The following is a 20602-nucleotide window of genomic DNA, read 5'->3' on the forward strand; positions in this document are numbered from 1 at the left end:
ATCACATACACATATGAAATTATATCAGCTCCAGCCTATGATTTCATCGTCAATCTATTGTAACTTAGTGACTTTATTTCCCCCCTTCTTTATTCATCTCAGGTTTTATCTCCATGGCATCAGCTACTCTCACATTTCATTTGATATAATCAAAGAGAAATTGATATAAAATTGATAGAACCTATATTTAAAAACAAAAATTCCTTTTAATTTGAAGTGAAAAAGGAACCGCTACGTATGGAAACGTTTCTCCTGCGCTTCAGGATGGGTTCCTTCCTCCGTGACACTTCTGTACCATCACAGTCACTCTTTAAGGAACCTACCCTTCCGCTTTATAGAAAATAGCATCCCTCTGATGGTGTTGCTCGGCAACTGAGTGTCTGTTGGCAAACCCGGCATATGAAGAAATCTTTGTCAACAAGATGTACTTTTATCAACGCATGATTTATTTCCAAAGGAGAGAACAAAAATGATGAACCATATACCACGTGCCCTGACCATTGCCGGCTCAGATAGTGGTGGAGGAGCTGGAATTCAAGCGGACATCAAAACCTTTCAGGAACTGGAAGTCTATGGGATGAGTGCCATTACAGCAATTACGGCTCAAAACACACTGGGAGTGACAGGGATTCAAGAAATCGATCCCGACATTGTCGCCAAACAGATCGACGCCGTCGTTTCCGATATCGGCGTGGATGCCGCCAAAACCGGTATGATTGCGAACATCGAAATTATGCAAATCATCGCTGAAAAAGTAAAACAATATCAGATCCTCAACCTCGTTGTTGATCCCGTAATGGTTTCCAAGAGCGGACATTCTCTGCTTGAGGAAGAAGCACGTTTAGCACTGAAAGAGCTTTTAATTCCGTTAGCCATGGTAGTGACTCCTAACCTTCCAGAAGCCGAAGTGTTAATCGGGAAACCACTTGATCGATTAGAAGCCCGTAAAGAAGCTGCACAAATGTTTATTGATTGGGGAGCCAAACATGTTGTGATTAAAGGGGGACATGACAAAAACAAGGAGAAAGCGGAAGATCTTTTTTATGATGGCAAAGAGTTTGTCACCTTATCTGCGGAACGCTTTGAAACAAAACATACTCACGGAACAGGCTGCACCTTTTCCGCTGCGATCACCGCTTACTTGGCGAAAGGTGTTTCACCACTGGAAGCCGTACATCAGGCGAAAACCTTTATTTCGCAGGCTATCAGTCATCCCTTACAGATCGGAAAAGGACATGGGCCAACGAATCATTGGGCCCATCGGATGCGGAGGGAATAGATATGCTTGATTTATCTATGTATTTGGTGATGGGAAGTCAAGATTGTCCGAACCATGACCCCATTACCATCCTCGAACAGGCAATTGAAGGAGGCATTACCTGCTTTCAATTTCGCGAAAAAAATTCAGGTCGCTCCTGGGCGGACATCATTGCACTTGGTAAACGCTTGCGGCAAATATGCGCGGACCATCAGATCCCCTTTATCGTCAATGACCGGGTTGATTTAGGAATGATCCTGGAAGCGGATGGCATTCATGTTGGGCAAGATGATTTGCCTGCTGCTGAGGTACGAAAATTGATCGGCTCCCATCGGATCCTCGGTGTTTCGGCCAAAACAACCGAACAGGCACATCAAGCGGTTCAAAACGGCGCTGACTATATTGGGGTAGGACCGATGTTTGAGACTGTGTCCAAACCAGATGCATCTGCTCCGATTGGCCCTGAAGCGATCAAGCATATTCGCAAGAATCTGCCACAATTCCCTATTGTTGGAATCGGTGGAATAACACCAGAACGCACAGCTCCAGTCATTTCTGCCGGGGCCGATGGTGTCGCTGTGATTTCAGCGATTACCCAAGCTGAATCCCCCTTAAAGGCGACGCAACGGTTTATTGAACAAATTGCTTTAGCTCGAAAATAAAACACCCCAGCAACAACCAGGGAACCATTTAATCACGATTGACAAGGATTATGAGCGTCTATCCAGAAAATATGGATACGTTTCTCCCATACTTCCGGATGGGTTCCTTCCTCCGTGACAATTACTGTACCATCACAGTCACTCCGTAAAGAACCCATCCCTTCTCTTTATAAAAACAGAAAACCTTTTTCTGATGGTGTTGCAAGGCGAGAGTCTTTGACAATCCTGATTTCCAGTTAAGCGACATTTCCTCGTTTTGAACAAAGAATCAGTTTCTCGCTATACTTATTGAATACAGGCGAGAAACTGATTTTTTTGAGCATATGAACAACCTTCTTCTTGGGATCAGGTGGGTTCCTCTAGCTTCTGCTCGTCCGCTAAAAGTCGCTCATCAGGAGAAAGAACCCCCTTTGTATTCCAACAATCTCACCCATTCTCCATGCTTATTTCACACTGATGGAAATGGAATAATACTTCGGTATGTTTTGTTCATATTGTGCAATCGCTTGTTCAGATTGCAAGGTAATTCCAATATCATCCAGTCCCTCTAATAAACAATAACGACGATATTCATCCAAATCAAAAGAAAAGCACAAACCATTGGCATCTGAAACCATTTTTCTCTCCAGGTCAATCGTTAATTGATAACCGTGACAAGAACGTGTACGTTGAAACAATTCTTCCACTTGTTCTTCCGTCAACTGTACAGGCAAAATGCCGTTCTTAAAGCAGTTGTTATAAAAAATATCCGCAAATGATGGGGCAATGATTGCACGAATACCAAAATCAAGCAAGGCCCACGGAGCGTGTTCACGCGATGAACCGCAGCCAAAATTGCTTCGTGCCAGTAAAATCGTTGCTTGATCATAGGGGGATTGGTTCAGGATAAAATCGGGATTCGGCTGCCCATCTGCCTGAAAACGCCAATCATAGAAAAGAAATTGTCCAAAACCAGAACGTTCAATGCGCTTGAGAAACTGCTTGGGAATAATCGCATCTGTATCAACATTGGCCCGATCCAAAGGAGCCACTATTCCCTGATGCTGCTTAAATGGTTGCATGTGATTTCGCCCCTTCCTCTTTGTATTCCCACTTGCGCACATCGACAAAATGACCTTTGATCGCGGCAGCCGCGGCCATCGCCGGACTGACCAGATGTGTACGTCCTCCCCGACCCTGGCGACCTTCAAAGTTCCGATTCGATGTCGATGCACAACGCTCTCCAGGTTGCAAGATGTCCGGATTCATCCCCAGGCACATACTGCATCCCGACTCACGCCATTCAAATCCAGCTTCCTTAAAAATCTGATCCAGTCCTTCTTCTTCTGCCTGTTTCTTTACTTGTTGGGAACCAGGTACGACCATTGCGCGAACATGCGGTGCCACTTGATAACCTTTCACAACACGAGCTGCTGCCCGTAAATCTTCAATTCGCGAATTGGTACATGAACCAATAAAGACACGATCCACTTTGATCTCGGTAATCGGTGTTCCTGGTTGCAAGCCCATATACTCCAAGGCAAGGCGAGCCGCATTCCGCTCTGTTTCCGTGGGAAAAGAATCAGGATCTGGCACCACTTGCGTAATATCTGTTCCCATTCCCGGACTTGTTCCCCAAGTGACTTGCGGAGCTACCTGATCCAAATCAATTTCTACCCGACAATCATAGACTGCTCCTTCATCGGTACGAAGTTTTTTCCATTCTTCAACTGCCTGTTCAAATTCTGCACCTTTTGGAGCATAAGGGCGACCTTTGAGATACTGGAACGTCGTTTCGTCTGGAGCAATCAATCCAGCACGGGCTCCTGCTTCGATCGACATATTGCAAATGGTCATTCGTTCTTCCATCGACATGTGTCGAATCGCTTCCCCTGTATACTCAATCACATGTCCAGTCGCTCCTGCCGTGCCAATCTTGGCAATCAAAGCGAGAATGGCATCTTTGGCGGTAACCCCTAGTTGCAAACGGCCTTTAAAATGAACTTCCATCGTTTTCGGTTTGATTTGTTGCAAACATTGCGTAGCCAATACATGTTCCACTTCGCTGGTACCAATGCCAAATGCTAGAGCGCCAAATGCCCCATGAGTCGAAGTGTGGCTGTCTCCACAGACAATCGTTTTTCCCGGGAGAGTCAGACCCAGTTCAGGTCCTACGACATGGACAATTCCTTGCTGAGGGCTATACAGATCAAACAATTGAATGCCAAAATCCTTGCAGTTTTGCGCCAGCGTGTCCATTTGCTTTTTGGCAATCGGATCTTGAATGGGCATGTTGCGATCAGTTGTTGGAACATTGTGATCCATGACGGCCAAGGTCAAGTCAGGGCGCCGCACTTTCCGATTGGCAAGACGTAGACCTTCAAATGCCTGAGGCGATGTAACTTCATGCACTAAATGTAAATCAATATACAAAATGGCTGGCTTCCCTTTCTCCTGCTTCACGACATGTGCATCCCAAATCTTTTCAAACAAGGTTCGTGGCTTCATCTCTGTTCACCCCTACTCATTTCTCTTTCTGCTTTTTCAATCTGCTCAGCAACCAAATCCCCAAATTCTTCGGTACTCACTGCCTTCTGCCCACTCGCAGCGAGATCGGGTGTACAATGCCCTGCCTTTATGACCGCTTTCACTGCTTTTTCGACCGCTTGTGCCGCTTCTTCATCATCAAATGAATACCGTAACAACATCGCCGCAGATAAAATCATGGCACTCGGATTTGCAATTTTTTGTCCGGCAATGTCGGGTGCCGAACCATGAATCGGTTCATATAAACCACTGTTTCCCTGTCCCAGGCTTGCCGATGGCAACATCCCGATCGAACCCGTAATCACTGCTGCTTCATCACTTAAAATATCTCCAAACATATTTTCCGTGACGATCACATCAAAATCGGCTGGACGCCGTACGATTTGCATGGCACAATTATCCACCAGCATGTGACTGACAGTCACCTCGGGATATTCTTCGGCAACCCTTTCCACTACGGATCGCCACAAACGCGAACTTTCCAATACATTGGCCTTGTCCACAGAAGTCAGCTTTTTTTTGCGTTTCATCGCCATTTCAAAACTGAGACGAACGATTCGTTCTATCTCATATTCGTGATAGATCAAAAGATCGCTGGCGATTTCCCCCTCTTCTGTTTTCGTTCGCTTTTTCTCACCAAAATAAATGCCACCTGTCAGCTCACGCACCACAATCAAATCCACACCAGCGATCACTTCAGGTCGTAACGTCGAACGATCTTCCATACCATCAAACAGGGTCACCGGACGTAAGTTTGCATAAAGACCCAATTCTTTCCGCAAACCCAGCAATGCTTTTTCCGGGCGCAGTTCCGGTGGATTGTGGTCCCACTTGGGTCCACCGACCGCTCCTAACAGAACGGCATCGGCACTTTTACATAGCGACAAGGTTTCTTCCGGTAGCGGAACGCCGACCTGATCGATCGCTCCACCACCAGCCATTGCAAACTGGAACTCAAAAGAGTAACCAAATTTCTGTTCAACCTGACGCAGCACTTTTACTGCTTCGTTCATAATTTCTGGTCCAATTCCATCTCCAGGTATTACCGCTATTTTCTTTACGCCTCTCATATGAATCCTCCCTTAATGAGTACAACTAACGGTTCTCCGTTCTTTTCTCTGCAACAAGCGATTGATTGCATCCAAATACGCTCGAGCACAAGCTTCCAGAATATCCGTGCTTACTCCACGACCACGTACGGTGAGCTTTTCTTGCTGTAGCTGAACAGAAACTTCCCCCAATGCATCTTTCCCTCTCGTAACGGAGTGGATCTGGAAATCAGTCAGCTCCACTTTTTCTTTGACAATCCGATCCACTGTATTAAAAATGGCATCCACCGAACCATTGCCGCAAGCAGCTTCTTCTAACACTTGGTTATTCTGATGGTTTTTGACCCGAATCGAAGCAGTTGGAAGTGAATGGCTTCCGTAAGAAATGTGAATTGACTCCAAGGTAAAAAATTCTTTCCCCTCACCGACTCTTTCTTCGACCAATGCGATCAAATCTTCATCAGTAATCTGCTTTTTCCGATCCGCCAACTCTTTAAAACGAGCAAACAAGATATTGACCTGTTCATCACTTTGCGGATATCCCAAATCTTCCAGTTTCTTTTTAAAGGCATGGCGTCCGGAATGTTTCCCCAGAATCAGCTGGCTTTCATCCAATCCCACTGTTTCTGGAGTCATAATTTCATAGGTTTCTTTATGTTTGAGCATACCGTCCTGGTGAATTCCCGACTCATGGGCAAAAGCATTATCGCCAACAATCGCTTTATTTCGTGGAACGAACATCCCTGTCAACTTACTGACCAATCGACTGGTTCGAGCGATCTCCTTATGGTTGATGGTGGTTCGCTTGTTAAAATAAGCCTCCCTCGTCTTGATCGCCATCACAATTTCTTCAATGGCAGCATTTCCTGCACGTTCACCAATTCCATTGATGGTGCCTTCGACTTGTCTCACTCCAGCCTGAATTGCCGCCAGACTGTTGGCTACAGCCATCCCCAAGTCATCATGACAATGGGCGCTCAGAATGACTTGATCGATGTTTGGAACGCGTTCCTGCAGCTGAATGAAAATGTCTGCATACTCATTCGGAGTCAAATAGCCGACCGTATCTGGAATATTTACTACATCTGCCCCAGCACGAATCGCTTGATCCACCACCTCACATAAAAAGTCGATTTCAGTCCTGGCAGCATCTTCAGCCGAAAACTGCACAATTGGGAACCGTTTCTTTCCATAGCGGACCATTTGATCCACTTGTTCCAGAATCTGTTCCTTGGTCATCCGTAATTTATACTCCCGATGAATCGGTGAAGTCGCAATAAATACATGCAATCTTGGTTCACTTGCTTCTTTCAAAGCCTCCCATGCCTGATCAATATCACTGGTCACAGCCCGTGCCAAACTACACACCGATACATCCTTGAGACGTCTGGCAATCTCTTGTACAGAATGGAAATCACCTGGGGAAGCGGCTGCAAAACCTGCTTCGATAATATTGACCCCTAAACGTTCCAATTGCATTGCGATCTCGATTTTTTCTTCTGTACTCAAGTTGACACCAGGAGATTGTTCGCCATCACGCAATGTGGTATCAAAAATTTGAATCACTTTCATGCTGAATATTCCCTCTTTTCTATTTAGTCTGTAAATAATAACTTGACTGATTCGACTGAACTTATTTACCCTTGTCAAAGAACGGCTACTGAATAGAAATATCTGGGTAATGTAAAAAAACCCTTTTCACCCCACAGAAAAAATATTTCTGTAACATTGGGGCGAAAAAGGTTCGCGGTACCACCCAACTTCGCCGAGTCTTCGCAGAACTCGACCTCAGTAAGTCTAAAGAATCACTCTTCAGACTTCGTTGATAACGGCAACGACCGGACGTGTTCTACTCAGTGGACATCCACTTTTCGACACTCGACTCCAAGGTGAGAAAGTAGCAAGCTGCGGTTCCGGTTGCACCAACCCCGGACTCTCTGAATCGCGCAGGCAAGCTACCGCTCCTCTTCATCATCTTCACTTTATCCACTTTATCATCAACGAAATATTATCCACAAAACGAAATCCAGATTGTACGAATGAAGATTCATCATTTTTCTTTTATTTAGCTGTTATTATAAACATCTCTTTTTACCATTGTCAATAGTATTTCATCATTTTTTATTGCTAATTTACTGATTTTATATATTTCACTGCCAGATGGTTGTATTTTGTCCCACAATATGATATATTTTATGCTAAAATTTAACTTAGTAAAATATTTAATATGGGAGGGTATCTGTTACTTTAAACATAGACACATAATCCGCTCCCATTCAGGCAACTAGCCATAAACATGGGCAACATGCGTGTGTCTGTGTTTTTAGTAGCGGAAGCATATGTCAGAGCGATTAACGATCTTCCTGGAACTGGAAAAAACATTCTTTCAAGTCTTCCGTGAGTTTAAAAAAGATATTAAACGCATTCTTCAAGATGATATTACTGGAGCTGAAGATACACTTCTTCACTGTTTGTCCGAAAAAAATCCACAAACCATTACGGAGTTATCACAAGATTTCCATGTATCTGTAAGCCATATCACTCATGTCGTTGATCAACTGGAGAAAAAAGGGCTGGTTGAACGCAAACGATCCGTGCAAGATAAACGTGTCGTCGAAGTTTACATTACACCACTAGGTATGAAAAAAATGGAGACAATTGATAGAAAGAAGCGAAAATATTTCCAGGAAAAGTTTAATAACTTGACGACGGAAGAGTTGGTAACATTGCTACGGATCTTCCGCAAGTTAAAGTAACCAATAAAAATGAGACCTGTCACATGTACTCGTGTACAGGTCTCATTTTTATTTGCTCATGTGTTCGTTTACTGTGCATTTTTCGCAATGTTAGCAAGTTCTGCGAACGCTTTTTCATCCGACACAGCCAGTTCAGCAAGCATTTTACGGTTGATATCTACGCCTGCCACTTTCAAACCGTGCATAAATTTGCTGTAAGAAAGACCATGCATACGTGCAGCAGCGTTGATCCGAGTAATCCACAATTTACGGAAATCACGTTTGCGTTGACGACGGTCACGATAAGCGTACATCAACGACTTCATCACTTGCTGTTTTGCTGTACGGAACAATCTATGTTTCGAACCAAAGTAACCACGTGCGAGCTTCAGAATTTTTTTACGACGGCGACGGGTTACTGTACCTCCTTTTACTCTTGCCACAGTCAATCCCTCCTGCTAAGAACCTACTTCAGTCATTTCTATTTATAAGCAATGAGTTGCTTAATGCGTTTAACATCACCTTTGTGCATGATTGCACTTTTACGTAACTTACGTTTACGTTTCATCGTTTTTCCTTCCAACAGATGGCTGTGGAAAGCGTGATTGCGTTTAATCTTGCCAGTGCCGGTTTTTTTGAAACGTTTCGCAGCGGCACGTTTGGTTTTCATTTTTGGCATCTGCGACTTCCTCCTTACGACTACTGCTGTTTGGGCGTTAGGATCATAATCATTTGACGTCCTTCCACTTTCGGGTGACGCTCGATTTCTGACAGATCTTTTACCTCATTTGCCATCCGATCCAATACTCTGCGACCAAGCTCCTGGTGTGTAATCTCCCGTCCACGGAAGCGAATGGTCAGTTTCACTTTATCGCCTTTTTGCAAGAACTTCTTCACGTTTTTCAGCTTTGTTTGCACATCATTCTCATCGATCGTCGGACTGAGCCGAACTTCCTTCACCTGAATGATTTTTTGCTTTTTACGTGCTTCTTTTTCCCGCTTGCTTTGTTCATAACGGAACTTACCATAATCCATGATCCGGCATACAGGTGGTTTCGCTTGAGGAGCTACATTCACAAGATCCAGATTCAATTCCTGCGCCAACTTCAACGCTTCTTTCAACGGCTTAATACCCAATTGATCACCATCGGGACCGATCAACCGAACCTCACGAGCGCGAATCGCCTCGTTGACTTGATGTTGTTCCTTGCTGATAACTTGCCACCTACCTCCAAAAAATTTTTCGGAAAACAAAAAAGTGTGGACACACATTGCGCCCACACGAATCCTCCTACCAACCACATCATGGATGTTCATCGGTAACCTAGCAACAGCCTGAAGCGTCGACTAGGTGAGAAGCGGGCGCTTCTTCTTGCACGGATGAGTATATCTTATCATGTTCAATCTTTCAACGTCAAGCTCTAATCCTCTCTATTTTACATGATATGCCAGATCCAATGGTTGGAAAAAGCTTTTTGTAGAGGCTGGAGACGATTTTTCCTTTTCAGGTAAACTTTGAAATAGCTTCTAGTTATTTCTTCTTTCCTGAATGGCTTGTACCATTTCTTCAATCACTTCTGCGACTGGTTTTGCCCCTTGGTCTCCTTCGGAACGTTTCCGGACCGCTACAGTACCCGCGTCGACTTCTTTTTCTCCGATGACCAGCATATATGGGATTTTTTGTACTTGTGCTTCCCGAATCTTGTACCCCACTTTTTCATCACGTTGGTCCAACTCCGCACGAATACCGGCTTCACGCAGTTGCTCCACCACTCGTTGACCGTATTCATTAAAGTTACGCGAAATCGGCAATACACGTGCTTGAACAGGTGCCAACCACAATGGGAAAGCTCCACCATAATGCTCCACTAAAATACCGATAAAGCGGTCAATCGATCCAAAAATGGCACGGTGAATAACTACAGGACGATGTTTTTCATTGTCTTCTCCCACATAAGTGAGATCAAATTTCTCAGGCATTTGGAAATCCAGCTGAATGGTTGCGCATTGATGGCTTCTCTTCAGTGCATCACGGATATGGAAATCAATCTTTGGTCCATAGAAGGCACCGTCTCCTTCATTAATACGATAATCCAATCCGGATTGATCCAGTACGTTTTTCAGTGCCGTTTCCGCCTTTTCCCATAATTCATCAGATCCCATCGAATCTTCAGGACGAGTGGACAGCTCAACAGAATAAGGGAAGCCAAAAACGGAGTAGATTTGATCCACTAGCCTGATCGCATTTTTAATTTCGTCTTCGATTTGATCCGGTCGCACAAAAATATGAGCATCATCTTGTGTAAACGTCCGAACCCTGAGCATTCCATTCAAAGCTCCAGACAGCTCATGGCGGTGACATTGTCCAAACTCTGCCAACCGTAGTGGCAAATCACGATATGAATGAAGCTCATTTTTATAAATCAGCATATGGCCAGGGCAATTCATCGGCTTAATGGCAAACATCGTATCGTCCACTTCAGTGAAATACATGTTTTCACGATAATGTTCCCAGTGACCGGATTGTTCCCACAAGCGCTGATTCATCACAAATGGTGTCCGAACTTCTTTATATCCTGCTTTTAACTGGAACTCACGGGACATTTTCTCGAGTTCATTGCGGATCGTCATGCCGTTTGGCAAATAAAAAGGCATACCGGGAGCTTCTTCGGAAAACATATACAGTTTGAACTCTTTTCCTAACTTGCGATGGTCTCTTTTCTTTGCTTCTTCCAGGAAGTGCAAATACTCATCCAGCTGCGATTTTTTGGGCCAAGCCGTTCCATAAATACGTTGCAGCATTTTGTTATTGGCATCACCACGCCAATAGGCTCCTGCTACATTTAACAATTGAAATGCCTTAATTTTACCGGTAGATGGCAAATGCGGGCCACGGCACAGATCAAAAAATTCCCCTTGCTCATAAATCGTAATCACTGCATCTTCTGGTAAATCACGAATGATTTCTAGCTTTAGCTCATCCCCGATTTCTTCATAAATCCGAATCGCTTCTTCACGGGATACAACTTTTCGGACAATCGGATGGTCTTCCTGCACAATTTTTTGCATTTCAGCTTCGATTTTAGGCAAGTCTTCCGGTGTCAAGCTGACCGGTAAATCAACATCATAATAAAAACCATCTTCGATTACAGGCCCAATCCCCAGTTTTACATCGGGATAGAGCCGCTTTAATGCCTGTGCCATCAAATGTGCCGTACTGTGACGATATACTTCCAAACCTTCCGGATCATCCAAGGTCAAAATTCTCACTTCTGCTCCACTGTCAACAGGGGTAGACAAATCCACCACTTTCCCATTGACCATCCCTGCAACAGCTTTCTTTTGCAGACCTTTGCTAATCGATGCTGCCACATCATAAACAGTTACTTGTTGTTCATACTCTCTGACTGAACCATCAGGTAATTTGACCGCTACACTCATCCTAAGTCCTCCTTTTTCACTTTTATGTCAAAATAAAAAAACACCCGTTCCGCAAGGGACGAGCGTTTTTGCCGTGGTTCCACCCTAATTCAACCTAAACCAGCCAATGAACAAGCCAGTCTAGATCCTCTATGCACACATAACGGTTTGCAACCGACAATGGTTACTATGGGTCAGCCCCGGTTCTCCATTGCAGCTCAGAGGTGGTAAATGTCTTTCCAGAGGGTGAAGGGGCTTCCAGCCAATGACCCCTACTCTCTTGCACCGTGGAAACACATTCATGCCCTCATCATCGCTGTTTCCCAAGTCCATCTGGTTTTATTATTGTATGTATATTATACCAAAAGGTTTCCATCGTCAAGCATCCCCTGGAAAATTGAAAGAGATTCCACACTCACTGCAACCACGACAAATGACAATACGCCCTTCAAAAATTTGCAACAAGGTACGAATGACATTTTCTTTCGGATGTTTTGTATGCAGAATCATACGCTCAGGTGCAATGGTTAAGAGCGTACTCACAATAAAATCTTCATAAGAAGAGGTTTGTTCGACGACTTCTTGCAAAACGCCATCCACTTCTCTTAATTTCAGCGGACTTCCATCTTCCTTTAACAACTGAAAACTCTTTTTTCCTTTATGAATCACATGAACAAAGTCAATCTTGGAAGTCTGCACCGAAACAAAATATTTGAGAAGCTGAATGAACTCCTTGTATTCTCGATCCAATAAGTACTCTTCAATCGCTTCTTTAATGCATGTGAGTAGCTCTTTTCGCCTCCATCCCAAACGAAATCGAGTAAATCCATCAATTGCCAACCGATTTCTTTCCTTCAAAAAACAGGTAATCTGTTTTGCCAATTGTTCTTTATAGTAAACTTGATTCTGCTTCGGGTTTTGTTGTTTTTTGCTAATCATCCGGCTTACATATTGCTCGATTTTTTTCATTTCCGGAGAATGAAACTGGAAATTTTGGTGAATGAGTTCACGGATCATTTCAGGCTCTTCAATATCGCAAATAAATTCAGCGATCAACTGACTCAATTCAGATCGAATCTCGTTGTGAGTCTTTTTGCCTTGATTCACTGTTTGCCATAAAAAAAGGTGACGGTCCTTCAAAATATCTTCATCATACCAGCAATAAATACCGATCTCCCGTAAAAATGCAATTAAACTGGATAAACGCCTACGCAGCTGTGTTATTTTTTCCGGATCTTGAAGGGAGATGGATAATTGATAATCCATCCTTCCACTCCTTTCGCCTTCACACCCAATATTTCTGATAGTATATGGCACCAACTCATTGGTTATACATGGTGATATCAAGATATTCAGCTCCTTTAACTGGCATGCGCCCATTATGGAAAAAAGATAAAAAAACCTAACACCCAAAAGGAAATTTGGATGTTAGGTGAGCTTAAAGTTTCCGTTATATGCTGATTTTCCTTTTCCGTTTCACTCCCGCCCAATAAATACAAGCAAAAGTCGTCCAACTGGAAAAGGAAAAACGGGTTTGTCAACATTCTCTATTCTCTTTATATGGTTAACGACCTTGAATGTAGGATCGCCTTCCCTAATTCTGCATCACAAAATCGCGTTCTGCCATTTCTCCATCTTTAAAGATACGTAAAATCTCATATTTGGTATTTCGCTGAGCAGGGATTTTTCCCGCTTCCCGAATGAGTTGAATGGCCAGGTTATTGTTTACTTTATGGGTCGTTCCAGCCGCTGAAACCACATTTTCTTCAATCATGGTACTTCCAAAGTCATTACAGCCATAATGCAATGACAATTTACCGATCTCAGGTCCCATCGTTACCCAGGAGGCTTGCAGATTCGGGATATTGTCCAGCATGATCCGTGAAATCGCCACTGCTTTCAAATATTCCTCTGGTGGCAATTTTTCCCGTTTAAGATTCGTATTATCCGGTTGAAAAGTCCAAACAATAAAAGCAAGGAAACCGCCTGTTTCATCTTGTGCTTCCCGAATGCGCAGCAAGTGCAGGACTCTTTCTTCAAGGGTCTCACCAAAACCGATGACCATGGTTGCAGTCGTATGCATACCCAAGCGATGAGCCGTTTGCATGACATTCATCCAGTCACGCCATGAGCCTTTTAGCCGGCTGATTTTCATGCGGATGCGATCATCCAGGATCTCTGCGCCACCACCTGGAATGGAATCCAACCCTGCATCCCGCAATTCGCGAATCACTTCCTCTAAGGTGAGGCCAGATACTTCAACCATTTTCATGATTTCAGCAGGAGAAAAAGAATGCATATGAATATTAGGGAAACGTTTTTTGATCTCACGCAATAAATCGGTATAATAGCTAAAAGGCAAGTCTGGATTGGTTCCTCCCTGCATGAGAATCTCTGTCCCGCCTACATCCACAGTCTCCTGTATTTTTTTGAAAATCTCCTCGTTAGACAGGACATAACCTTCTTGATGTCCAGGTCTACGATAAAAAGCACAGAAACGGCAATACGTATCACAAACATTGGTATAGTTGACATTACGACCAATCACAAAGGTTGCAATTGGTTCCGGATGTCTTCGCTCCATCAATTGATTGGCTACCTGACCGATTTTCTCAATCTCATCACTTTCCCACAGCGCAATCCCTTCTTCCAATCCCAACCGCTCACCATCGAGCGCTCTCTTTAGGATCGCATCAATGTTTGACATATATCTCACCACCATTATCTAACCATCAACCCATGGATTTAAAAAAGTCATCATGTTTATGTTATCACAAGTCCACAAAAAAACTCCATCTCTTTACCATAAGAGTGGAGTTGATTGCCTATGTGACGGTTTGTTCACTTTTTGTCGTTTTATGATGAATCCAGGTGGTTTTGGATTGATAGGGCGTTCGCTTGACCGGAATCGTTCGCTGATCTGGAAAACCGAGATAGATAAAGCCCAGAACTTCTTCATGTTCTTTTAATTGGAATATTTCTTTGGTGCGAGGGTGTGTCAAAGCATGACCGGTTCGCCAGATGGCTCCCAATCCCAATGCATGAGCGGCCAATAGCATGTTTTGAATGGCCGCACACCCTGCAGCGAATTCTTCCCTTGGTATCACATGTGGTTTCACAGAAGGAGATGAAATCACAATAATAATGGCAGGTGCACGAAAAGCCTTTTCCATTTGCTGATTCAGTTTCAGCTGGCTTTCCTCCTCTGCCGTGTTTTCCAACTGCTCTTTCAACAGTTCCACATAAACTTCGCCCAATAACTCACGACCTTCTCCCTGCAAAACGATAAACCGCCATGGTTCTGTCAAAAAGTGACAAGGCGCCCAAGTAGCTGCTTCCAATACCTTTTCGATTAAATCTTGGGGTACTGGATCCGGTTTCACTTTTCGAACACTTCTTCGTGTGCGAATCGCTTCAAACACATCCATATTTTGTCCACTGCTACCAGATGAATCATGCTCACATCTTTATGGATCAAAAATAGATTTGTGAACCTTTTTTCATCTGTCGCAGTGTTCCCCCTTTCTTCCTATATCATCTGCGTCTACTACATCTATTATTCGATAAAGATTATCATTTTCATTCTATTCCCAACAAAAAACCTTATCATCTGCTTGTGCTATCCACTTTTCATCGTATAACTTGTTTTAATTTTAACAAAAACAGATCTGACTGGCGAGAGGATAAAAACCCTTCCTTGTCCGATTCGCTTCACTCATGAAGGCTGTTACCTCGAATATCGGCCATCCAAGAACCAAAATAAAAAAACCTCATCGTTTATAAACGATGAGGGATCTGGTGCCTAGGGCCGGACTCGAACCGGCACGGTAGTCACCTACCGCAGGATTTTAAGTCCTGTGCGTCTGCCAATTCCGCCACCCAGGCAAGTTTGCAATTGGAGCGGAAGACGGGATTCGAACCCGCGACCCTCGCCTTGGCAAGGCGATGCTCTACCCCTGAGCCACTTCCGCACTGGTGGTTCGGGACGGAATCGAACCGCCGACACGAGGATTTTCAGTCCTCTGCTCTACCGACTGAGCTACCGAACCGGACAAAGAAGATTATATCATGATTATTTTTTATACGCAATAACTTTTTTAAAAAAAATTTTTGGGCCTAATTCGATAACGATTCACGGCGGTTAGGCCCATTTACCGCAAGCGGAATGACATAATGCCGTATACGTTCCATAATCCGTTTCGCTTTCATCCAGTCAGCATTCCCTTTGGAGGAATAGGCTAAGTGTTCTTCCAGTTGATCTAGCGACATGTTCGAAGTAAAAACGGTCGGTAATCGTTCTGCATAGCGGTAATGCAAAACGGCTCCAAGAATCTCATCCCGTTTCCAAGGTGTCAAATATTCGGCACCGATATCATCTAAAATCAAAACATCTACCTTTTTTAAAAAGTCCACCTTCTCACTTAAGTTGTTCTCATGGATCGAATCGCTGATATCACGCATAAAATCAGGAAGATAAACCATATAAGAGCTTTTTTTATACTGAATGATTTCATTCATGATCGCACCGGCGATCCGACTCTTGCCAACACCAAAAGGGCCATATAAATACAATCCCTTTTTGGGCTTCCCATTCGCAAACTGATTACAAAAATCAATAGCGGCATCAATGGCATGAATCCTTCCCATATCATAATCCAAGGTTTCGAATGAAGACTCCAATACATCTTTTGGAATATGATAACTACGGATCAGCGATTGAACCTTGAACATTTCCTGCTGGACTTTCCATTTTCGACAAGGTTGCATACGGAATTCCAAATAACCCAGTTCATCCACCAATTTTGTAAAATGGCCTTTCATCATATTGGGACAAGTATCCAAACCGGGACAACGCTGACAATTCTCTTTTTCAGTCAGCCATTGTTTGAGTGCATTCACGGAGTGTTTATAAACGGACAATGGAATTTCTGGATGCTCACGGATATAAGCCTGTAACAAAGGATGTTGCATGATCTGCTCAAATTCCTTTGCCAAAGCCATCCGCTTCCCTCGATTCAACCATGGTTTCACCACTTCACCAATTTGTTTCATGGTGTACGCTCCTCTTCCCGCCAGACTCGCTTCTGCTGCTCGCGCATCAGCGACAGTTTCGCTTTAATTTGTGCTTGCTTTTTTAACAAATCTTCATCCGACATCTGTACAACAGGCTCCATAGGCTGCAAGACTTTGCTTGGGCGCTCCAGTTGTTTGCTTTTGGCCAACGGAATCACACCTTGTCTTTCTTTCCTTTTCGTTTCCTGTTGCTGCCTTTTTCCATTTCGCATCTCTTTCCGTGCCTGTTCTCTCGCCTGTTCTACCGTTGAAATCCCCAACCGTTTCCAGTGACCCGCTATTTTTTGTACCAAAGAACGTGGCAATTTCCGATCATGTTTTTGCAAAACATAATCAAGTAAAACATTGACGACACCATGTGGCAGGCCATAGTCTCGAATAAGCGATTCTACCAAATCAACGTCACAATCAGGGATCTTGGCTCCATCATGGTAAAAAGACAACAACTCGAGCGGCGAAATGGTTGCGAGCTGCTGAAAGTAGCGGTCTTCTTCCGTCAATGGCTCCTGAATTGGGGAGTCATCCACGTTTGGTTTGGCACTTTCCAGTTGGCGTGGATGAATTCGTTTTGAAACCATTGGGGAATTGCCAAATCGAAACTGGTATTCACTCTTGACAAACGATCGCAGGCGATCCATATCGATCTTGCCTCGCCCTGTAATCGTTGGATCTTGCAATACTTTCAGCAAATCCCATGCATCCAGTTGGTAAAGAAAACAGATTTCCTTCAATTCGGCTTCCAGCTCTTTCGTCCAGATCCTCGGATCCAGCTGCGTACTTAAATGCAGCTTGATCACGGATAAATCATCATCACTCCACTCTGGAAATTTGCCTTCGGCCAAATGATCATCCATGTGTTCCCATGGTTCCAGATCCTTTTGTATTTCCGCAGCCTTTTGCATCTCTCGAGGGGACAGACTGCCAAACACTTCCCGGAAGGATTTGGTGATATTTTTGCTTGACTGAATGGATTCAACCGACTTGGGTTGAATAAACATTTTTTGTAATTCCATATAACGATCCTTGCCTAACAGGTTATACAATGTCAGGCTAAAGATTTCACTATGGAAAAACTTCACAGGTGACAGTGGGGGAATCAATTCAAATTCATAGTAGCAGCCATCTTTCAGATCTTTTTTCTCATAAGTGTTTAATAGACCCACTCCCTCGAGTAAATGCCTTGCCTCGATGATTTGCTTGGAAGAAAGAGATAGTAACTTAAGAAGATAGGACTGTGGATGGATTTCAGATACTCCCGCACGATGCAATGGTAATTGGTGATACAATGTGATATATAAACCAATCGCACACGTTCCCACAATCGGCTGATATAAATGAGTGAGCACGAGCAAATCCGTGCTATGTAATGGTCTATGTGTACGACAACGCCATCCATACCCCTGCCAAAACATCGCCATGAATAGGTCCTCCTCCAATAGGTCCAAGCATCGTTCGTTCATTGTACCACAGGGAACCCGGGAAGATACAAACGTTATTTTTAACCAATTAGACCTGAGAATCTATTCTTTTTTCGGTCTTATGCCTCCGTCGAGAACGGTTCAGCAAATCTTCCAGTTCTTTAACAAACACGTTAATATCTTTAAACTGCCGATAAACCGAAGCAAAACGAACATAAGCCACTTCATCAACATTGATTAAACGATCCAATACCATTTCGCCTATGTGATTTGTCGAAATTTCCAATTGATCCCGTTCACGCAATGTCCTTTCAATATCCATAACCAATGCTTCCAAGTGCTCGATCGGTACTGGGCGTTTCTCACACGCACGCAGCAATCCTCTAAGCAGCTTTTCACGATTAAACTCTTCACGACTTCCATCTTTTTTTATCACAATCACAGGCTTCTCTTCGATCATTTCAAATGTGGTAAAACGCTGTGCACAACTTTCACACTCTCTTCTTCGGCGAATGGCTTTTCCTTCATGAATCGGTCGTGAATCCAGCACACGAGATCCATTATTGCCACAGTAAGGACACCTCATCTTGAGTTCCCCCTCCCATTTTCCCTCCCTTATTCAAGAGAAGAGGGCTCATATATTTTAACATAATTTCATGCAAAATCCCTTATTGATACTTCAGTCCCTGATCACTAACCTAAAAGTAAAGAAATGTTATAGATAAATTTGCAATTCGTTTGTGATTTTCCTTCACTTAAAAAAATACCGAACAGCATAAAAAATATTCTATGACTATTTCTATGATAAATTGCTTGACAGTCCAATCTTTATCGTATACATTTATTTCAACAACAATTTGACCATTGGTCAAAAGATTGAGGTAGAACATGAAGTTCCAACGTGAGAAAGTGATTCAGGTAGCCCGCTCCCTGTTTGTTGAGGAAGGGTATCAGTACGTTACCATGCGGAAAATCGCCCATGTTTTAGGATATTCTCATGGAACATTGTACTACCATTTTAAAGACAAGGCATCACTGATTCACGAAATTTTACAGCAAGATTTTGCCCATATGAGAGAAAAGATGACACAAGCCACGCAAAAACAAGGAGAACCCATCAGCCAGTTGCGTACGGTGATTTATACATTTATCCGCTTTGGTATTGATCATCCTCATCATTATCGTCTGATGTTTGTCGAAAAGGATCCCGATTTCGCTATCTTCCAATTAAAAGAAGCAGATGTAACCTTTCAGATTTTACTGGATATGGTTCATCAGGCAGCTGCTGAATTGCAGGATTTGCCGCCTAATCAAATCGCCTGGATGATTTTTATGGCAGCACATGGCTTTATCTCTCAAAACATCGCCGATCAAACACCATGGGAAGCTCTTTCTTCCCTGGCTAAACATTATATTGACATGGTTATACAGGGATTAAAAAAACAATAATTTTTTTTAAACACATTTGACCAATGGTCAAAAATGAGATGACATCATGATGAAAAAAATTGCAACAGTACTGGGAGCAACAGGCGGTATGGGTTACTGGCTGGTCAAAGAATGTCTCCGTCATGGATATCACGTACGTGCTGTAGCTCGAAGCCAAACGTCCCTGGAACAGTTGTTTCCAAACCATCCAGAACTTTCATTCATCCATGGGGATGTGATGAATGAAGAAACCGTCCAACAAACGTGTAAAAATGCCAGCGTTGTTTATCATGCAGTGAATGTTCCTTATCGTGAATGGGAAAGCAAACAGATTCCGATGATGACATCTATTCTGAAAGGAACCATCGGCTTAGCAAAGCGCCTTGTTCTGATACATCCGGTATATTCATACGGTCGTTCACAAGCTGACACCGTTTCAGAGCAACACCCCACTGAACCACACACGAAAAAAGGAACCATCCGCAAACAAATGGAAGAAATGCTCATGCAAGCATATGAACAAGGGCAAATCGAAGGAGTAATCATTCGCTTGCCCGATTTCTACGGTCCCAACGCCAGAAATACTTTTCTTTATATGATTCTTTCATCCCTTCTCCAAAAGAAAACAGCCTATTGGTTGGGCTCAACCTCGCTGGAACGTGAGTATATCTATGTTCCTGATGCCGCTAAAGCCATTTTACAACTTGAAACACAACCTGTACTAAAGCATACGATCTGGAATATCTCAAGCGGCGAAACGATTACAGGAAAAGAGATCTTATCCATCGCTTCAAAATACCTGGGATACGAGGCCAAAGTACAGGAAATACCCTATTGGATGCTCAAACTCATGGGATGGTTTCATCGGGATATGAGGGAACTTACCGAAATGTTTTATCTTTATGACTCCCGTTTTATTTTGGATAGCCAAGCCTTTCGACGGACTTTTGACTATTTAACCTTTACCCCCATGGAAACAGGAATCAAAGAAACCCTATTATGGATGAACCAGCTTCACCTGCGCTAATGCTAG

19 protein-coding genes, 3 tRNA genes and 1 other annotated feature are annotated in these 20602 nt (G+C 43.4%); of the genes, 5 read left to right on the forward strand and 17 right to left on the reverse strand.

Going from position 1 to position 20602, the window contains the following annotated elements; all coding sequences use genetic code 11:
• Positions 1–472 precede the first annotated feature (472 nt).
• Both thiD and thiE read left to right on the forward strand, forming a co-directional pair.
• A complete protein-coding gene (thiD, locus tag BMZ78_RS02795; RefSeq protein WP_425263909.1) occupies positions 473–1279 on the forward strand; it encodes a bifunctional hydroxymethylpyrimidine kinase/phosphomethylpyrimidine kinase in 807 nt (268 codons plus the stop codon).
• A gap of 2 nt (positions 1280–1281) precedes the next feature.
• On the forward strand, positions 1282–1920 hold the full coding sequence (gene thiE, locus BMZ78_RS02800) for a thiamine phosphate synthase (protein WP_093227841.1): 639 nt from the start codon (positions 1282–1284) through the stop codon (positions 1918–1920).
• Positions 1921–2363: 443 nt separating this feature from the next.
• Here the strand turns inward: thiE and leuD are convergent, their stop codons facing one another.
• Genes leuD through BMZ78_RS02820 form a run of 4 tightly spaced genes read right to left on the reverse strand, consistent with a single transcriptional unit; the run spans position 2364 to position 7067 of the window.
• Entirely contained in the window at positions 2364–2981 is a 618-nt protein-coding gene (gene leuD / locus BMZ78_RS02805; protein WP_093227842.1) for a 3-isopropylmalate dehydratase small subunit, read from the reverse strand.
• Complete coding sequence (leuC, locus tag BMZ78_RS02810; protein ID WP_093227844.1) at positions 2968–4407, reverse strand: 3-isopropylmalate dehydratase large subunit; 1440 nt, start codon at positions 4405–4407, stop codon at positions 2968–2970. Before leuC ends, leuD begins: the two co-directional genes overlap by 14 nt.
• Positions 4404–5516: a 3-isopropylmalate dehydrogenase gene (gene leuB, locus BMZ78_RS02815; RefSeq protein WP_093227845.1), complete on the reverse strand. Its 1113-nt coding sequence runs from the start codon at positions 5514–5516 to the stop codon at positions 4404–4406. Before leuB ends, leuC begins: the two co-directional genes overlap by 4 nt.
• 12 nt (positions 5517–5528) lie before the next feature.
• Positions 5529–7067 (reverse strand): 2-isopropylmalate synthase, encoded by a 1539-nt coding sequence (locus tag BMZ78_RS02820; RefSeq protein ID WP_093227847.1) that lies wholly within the window; start codon positions 7065–7067, stop codon positions 5529–5531.
• Between the two features lie 767 nt (positions 7068–7834).
• Here BMZ78_RS02820 and BMZ78_RS02825 point away from each other — a divergent pair.
• Positions 7835–8251, forward strand: a complete 417-nt coding sequence (locus BMZ78_RS02825; protein WP_093227848.1) for a MarR family winged helix-turn-helix transcriptional regulator — start codon at positions 7835–7837, stop codon at positions 8249–8251.
• A gap of 68 nt (positions 8252–8319) precedes the next feature.
• Here the strand turns inward: BMZ78_RS02825 and rplT are convergent, their stop codons facing one another.
• The 13 genes from rplT to nrdR all read right to left on the reverse strand — a co-directional run bounded on the left by rplT (position 8320) and on the right by nrdR (position 18727).
• Positions 8320–8673: a 50S ribosomal protein L20 gene (gene rplT, locus BMZ78_RS02830; RefSeq protein ID WP_093227850.1), complete on the reverse strand. Its 354-nt coding sequence runs from the start codon at positions 8671–8673 to the stop codon at positions 8320–8322.
• A 38-nt stretch (positions 8674–8711) separates the two neighbouring features.
• Positions 8712–8909, reverse strand: coding sequence for a 50S ribosomal protein L35 (rpmI, locus tag BMZ78_RS02835; RefSeq protein WP_093227851.1), 198 nt, complete (start codon positions 8907–8909; stop codon positions 8712–8714).
• Between the two features lie 20 nt (positions 8910–8929).
• Entirely contained in the window at positions 8930–9502 is a 573-nt protein-coding gene (infC, locus tag BMZ78_RS02840) for a translation initiation factor IF-3 (protein ID WP_093228293.1), read from the reverse strand.
• Positions 9477–9610 (reverse strand) — a sequence feature (ribosomal protein L20 leader region). It overlaps the preceding gene by 26 nt.
• 147 nt (positions 9611–9757) lie before the next feature.
• On the reverse strand, positions 9758–11671 hold the full coding sequence (gene thrS / locus BMZ78_RS02845; protein WP_093227853.1) for a threonine--tRNA ligase: 1914 nt from the start codon (positions 11669–11671) through the stop codon (positions 9758–9760).
• 357 nt (positions 11672–12028) lie between these two features.
• Positions 12029–12916 (reverse strand): putative sporulation protein YtxC, encoded by an 888-nt coding sequence (ytxC, locus tag BMZ78_RS02850; protein WP_175482257.1) that lies wholly within the window; start codon positions 12914–12916, stop codon positions 12029–12031.
• A gap of 328 nt (positions 12917–13244) precedes the next feature.
• A complete protein-coding gene (mqnC, locus tag BMZ78_RS02855) occupies positions 13245–14357 on the reverse strand; it encodes a cyclic dehypoxanthinyl futalosine synthase (RefSeq protein ID WP_093227856.1) in 1113 nt (370 codons plus the stop codon).
• A 118-nt stretch (positions 14358–14475) separates the two neighbouring features.
• Complete coding sequence (locus BMZ78_RS02860) at positions 14476–15078, reverse strand: nitroreductase family protein (protein WP_093227857.1); 603 nt, start codon at positions 15076–15078, stop codon at positions 14476–14478.
• Positions 15079–15446: 368 nt separating this feature from the next.
• Positions 15447–15535 (reverse strand) — tRNA-Leu (locus BMZ78_RS02865).
• 11 nt (positions 15536–15546) lie between these two features.
• Positions 15547–15621 (reverse strand) — tRNA-Gly (locus BMZ78_RS02870).
• A 2-nt stretch (positions 15622–15623) separates the two neighbouring features.
• Positions 15624–15699: transfer RNA gene (locus BMZ78_RS02875), tRNA-Phe, on the reverse strand.
• A gap of 67 nt (positions 15700–15766) precedes the next feature.
• A complete protein-coding gene (dnaI, locus tag BMZ78_RS02880; RefSeq protein WP_093227859.1) occupies positions 15767–16702 on the reverse strand; it encodes a primosomal protein DnaI in 936 nt (311 codons plus the stop codon).
• Entirely contained in the window at positions 16699–18141 is a 1443-nt protein-coding gene (locus BMZ78_RS02885) for a DnaD domain protein (RefSeq protein ID WP_175482258.1), read from the reverse strand. The genes dnaI and BMZ78_RS02885 overlap by 4 nt, the downstream gene beginning before the upstream one ends.
• Before the next feature lie 88 nt (positions 18142–18229).
• Positions 18230–18727, reverse strand: coding sequence for a transcriptional regulator NrdR (gene nrdR, locus BMZ78_RS02890; protein ID WP_093227862.1), 498 nt, complete (start codon positions 18725–18727; stop codon positions 18230–18232).
• Between the two features lie 302 nt (positions 18728–19029).
• Between nrdR and BMZ78_RS02895 the strand changes: the two genes are divergently transcribed.
• Together BMZ78_RS02895 and BMZ78_RS02900 are read left to right on the forward strand one after the other, a co-directional pair.
• The gene (locus BMZ78_RS02895; RefSeq protein ID WP_093227863.1) at positions 19030–19590 is read left to right on the forward strand and encodes a TetR/AcrR family transcriptional regulator; all 561 of its coding nucleotides are present in this window, start codon (positions 19030–19032) and stop codon (positions 19588–19590) included.
• 46 nt (positions 19591–19636) lie between these two features.
• A complete protein-coding gene (locus BMZ78_RS02900) occupies positions 19637–20596 on the forward strand; it encodes an SDR family NAD(P)-dependent oxidoreductase (RefSeq protein ID WP_093227865.1) in 960 nt (319 codons plus the stop codon).
• The last annotated feature ends 6 nt before the right edge of the window (positions 20597–20602 follow it).

The organism is Thermoflavimicrobium dichotomicum (assembly GCF_900114055.1).
GTDB lineage: Bacteria > Bacillota > Bacilli > Thermoactinomycetales > Thermoactinomycetaceae > Thermoflavimicrobium > Thermoflavimicrobium dichotomicum.

Excerpts from the sequence above, each read along its gene's own strand:
- thiD (WP_425263909.1), top strand. The coding sequence starts at position 473 with ATGAACCATATACCACGTGCCCTGACCATTGCCGGCTCAGATAGTGGT.
- thiE (WP_093227841.1), top strand. The coding sequence starts at position 1,282 with ATGCTTGATTTATCTATGTATTTGGTGATGGGAAGTCAAGATTGTCCG.
- leuD (WP_093227842.1), bottom strand. The coding sequence starts at position 2,981 with ATGCAACCATTTAAGCAGCATCAGGGAATAGTGGCTCCTTTGGATCGG.
- leuC (WP_093227844.1), bottom strand. The coding sequence starts at position 4,407 with ATGAAGCCACGAACCTTGTTTGAAAAGATTTGGGATGCACATGTCGTG.
- leuB (WP_093227845.1), bottom strand. The coding sequence starts at position 5,516 with ATGAGAGGCGTAAAGAAAATAGCGGTAATACCTGGAGATGGAATTGGA.
- BMZ78_RS02820 (WP_093227847.1), bottom strand. The coding sequence starts at position 7,067 with ATGAAAGTGATTCAAATTTTTGATACCACATTGCGTGATGGCGAACAA.
- BMZ78_RS02825 (WP_093227848.1), top strand. The coding sequence starts at position 7,835 with ATGTCAGAGCGATTAACGATCTTCCTGGAACTGGAAAAAACATTCTTT.
- rpmI (WP_093227851.1), bottom strand. The coding sequence starts at position 8,909 with ATGCCAAAAATGAAAACCAAACGTGCCGCTGCGAAACGTTTCAAAAAA.
- infC (WP_093228293.1), bottom strand. The coding sequence starts at position 9,502 with ATGTGTGTCCACACTTTTTTGTTTTCCGAAAAATTTTTTGGAGGTAGG.
- thrS (WP_093227853.1), bottom strand. The coding sequence starts at position 11,671 with ATGAGTGTAGCGGTCAAATTACCTGATGGTTCAGTCAGAGAGTATGAA.
- ytxC (WP_175482257.1), bottom strand. The coding sequence starts at position 12,916 with ATGGATTATCAATTATCCATCTCCCTTCAAGATCCGGAAAAAATAACA.
- mqnC (WP_093227856.1), bottom strand. The coding sequence starts at position 14,357 with ATGTCAAACATTGATGCGATCCTAAAGAGAGCGCTCGATGGTGAGCGG.
- BMZ78_RS02860 (WP_093227857.1), bottom strand. The coding sequence starts at position 15,078 with ATGGATGTGTTTGAAGCGATTCGCACACGAAGAAGTGTTCGAAAAGTG.
- dnaI (WP_093227859.1), bottom strand. The coding sequence starts at position 16,702 with ATGAAACAAATTGGTGAAGTGGTGAAACCATGGTTGAATCGAGGGAAG.
- BMZ78_RS02885 (WP_175482258.1), bottom strand. The coding sequence starts at position 18,141 with ATGGCGATGTTTTGGCAGGGGTATGGATGGCGTTGTCGTACACATAGA.
- nrdR (WP_093227862.1), bottom strand. The coding sequence starts at position 18,727 with ATGAGGTGTCCTTACTGTGGCAATAATGGATCTCGTGTGCTGGATTCA.
- BMZ78_RS02895 (WP_093227863.1), top strand. The coding sequence starts at position 19,030 with ATGAAGTTCCAACGTGAGAAAGTGATTCAGGTAGCCCGCTCCCTGTTT.
- BMZ78_RS02900 (WP_093227865.1), top strand. The coding sequence starts at position 19,637 with ATGATGAAAAAAATTGCAACAGTACTGGGAGCAACAGGCGGTATGGGT.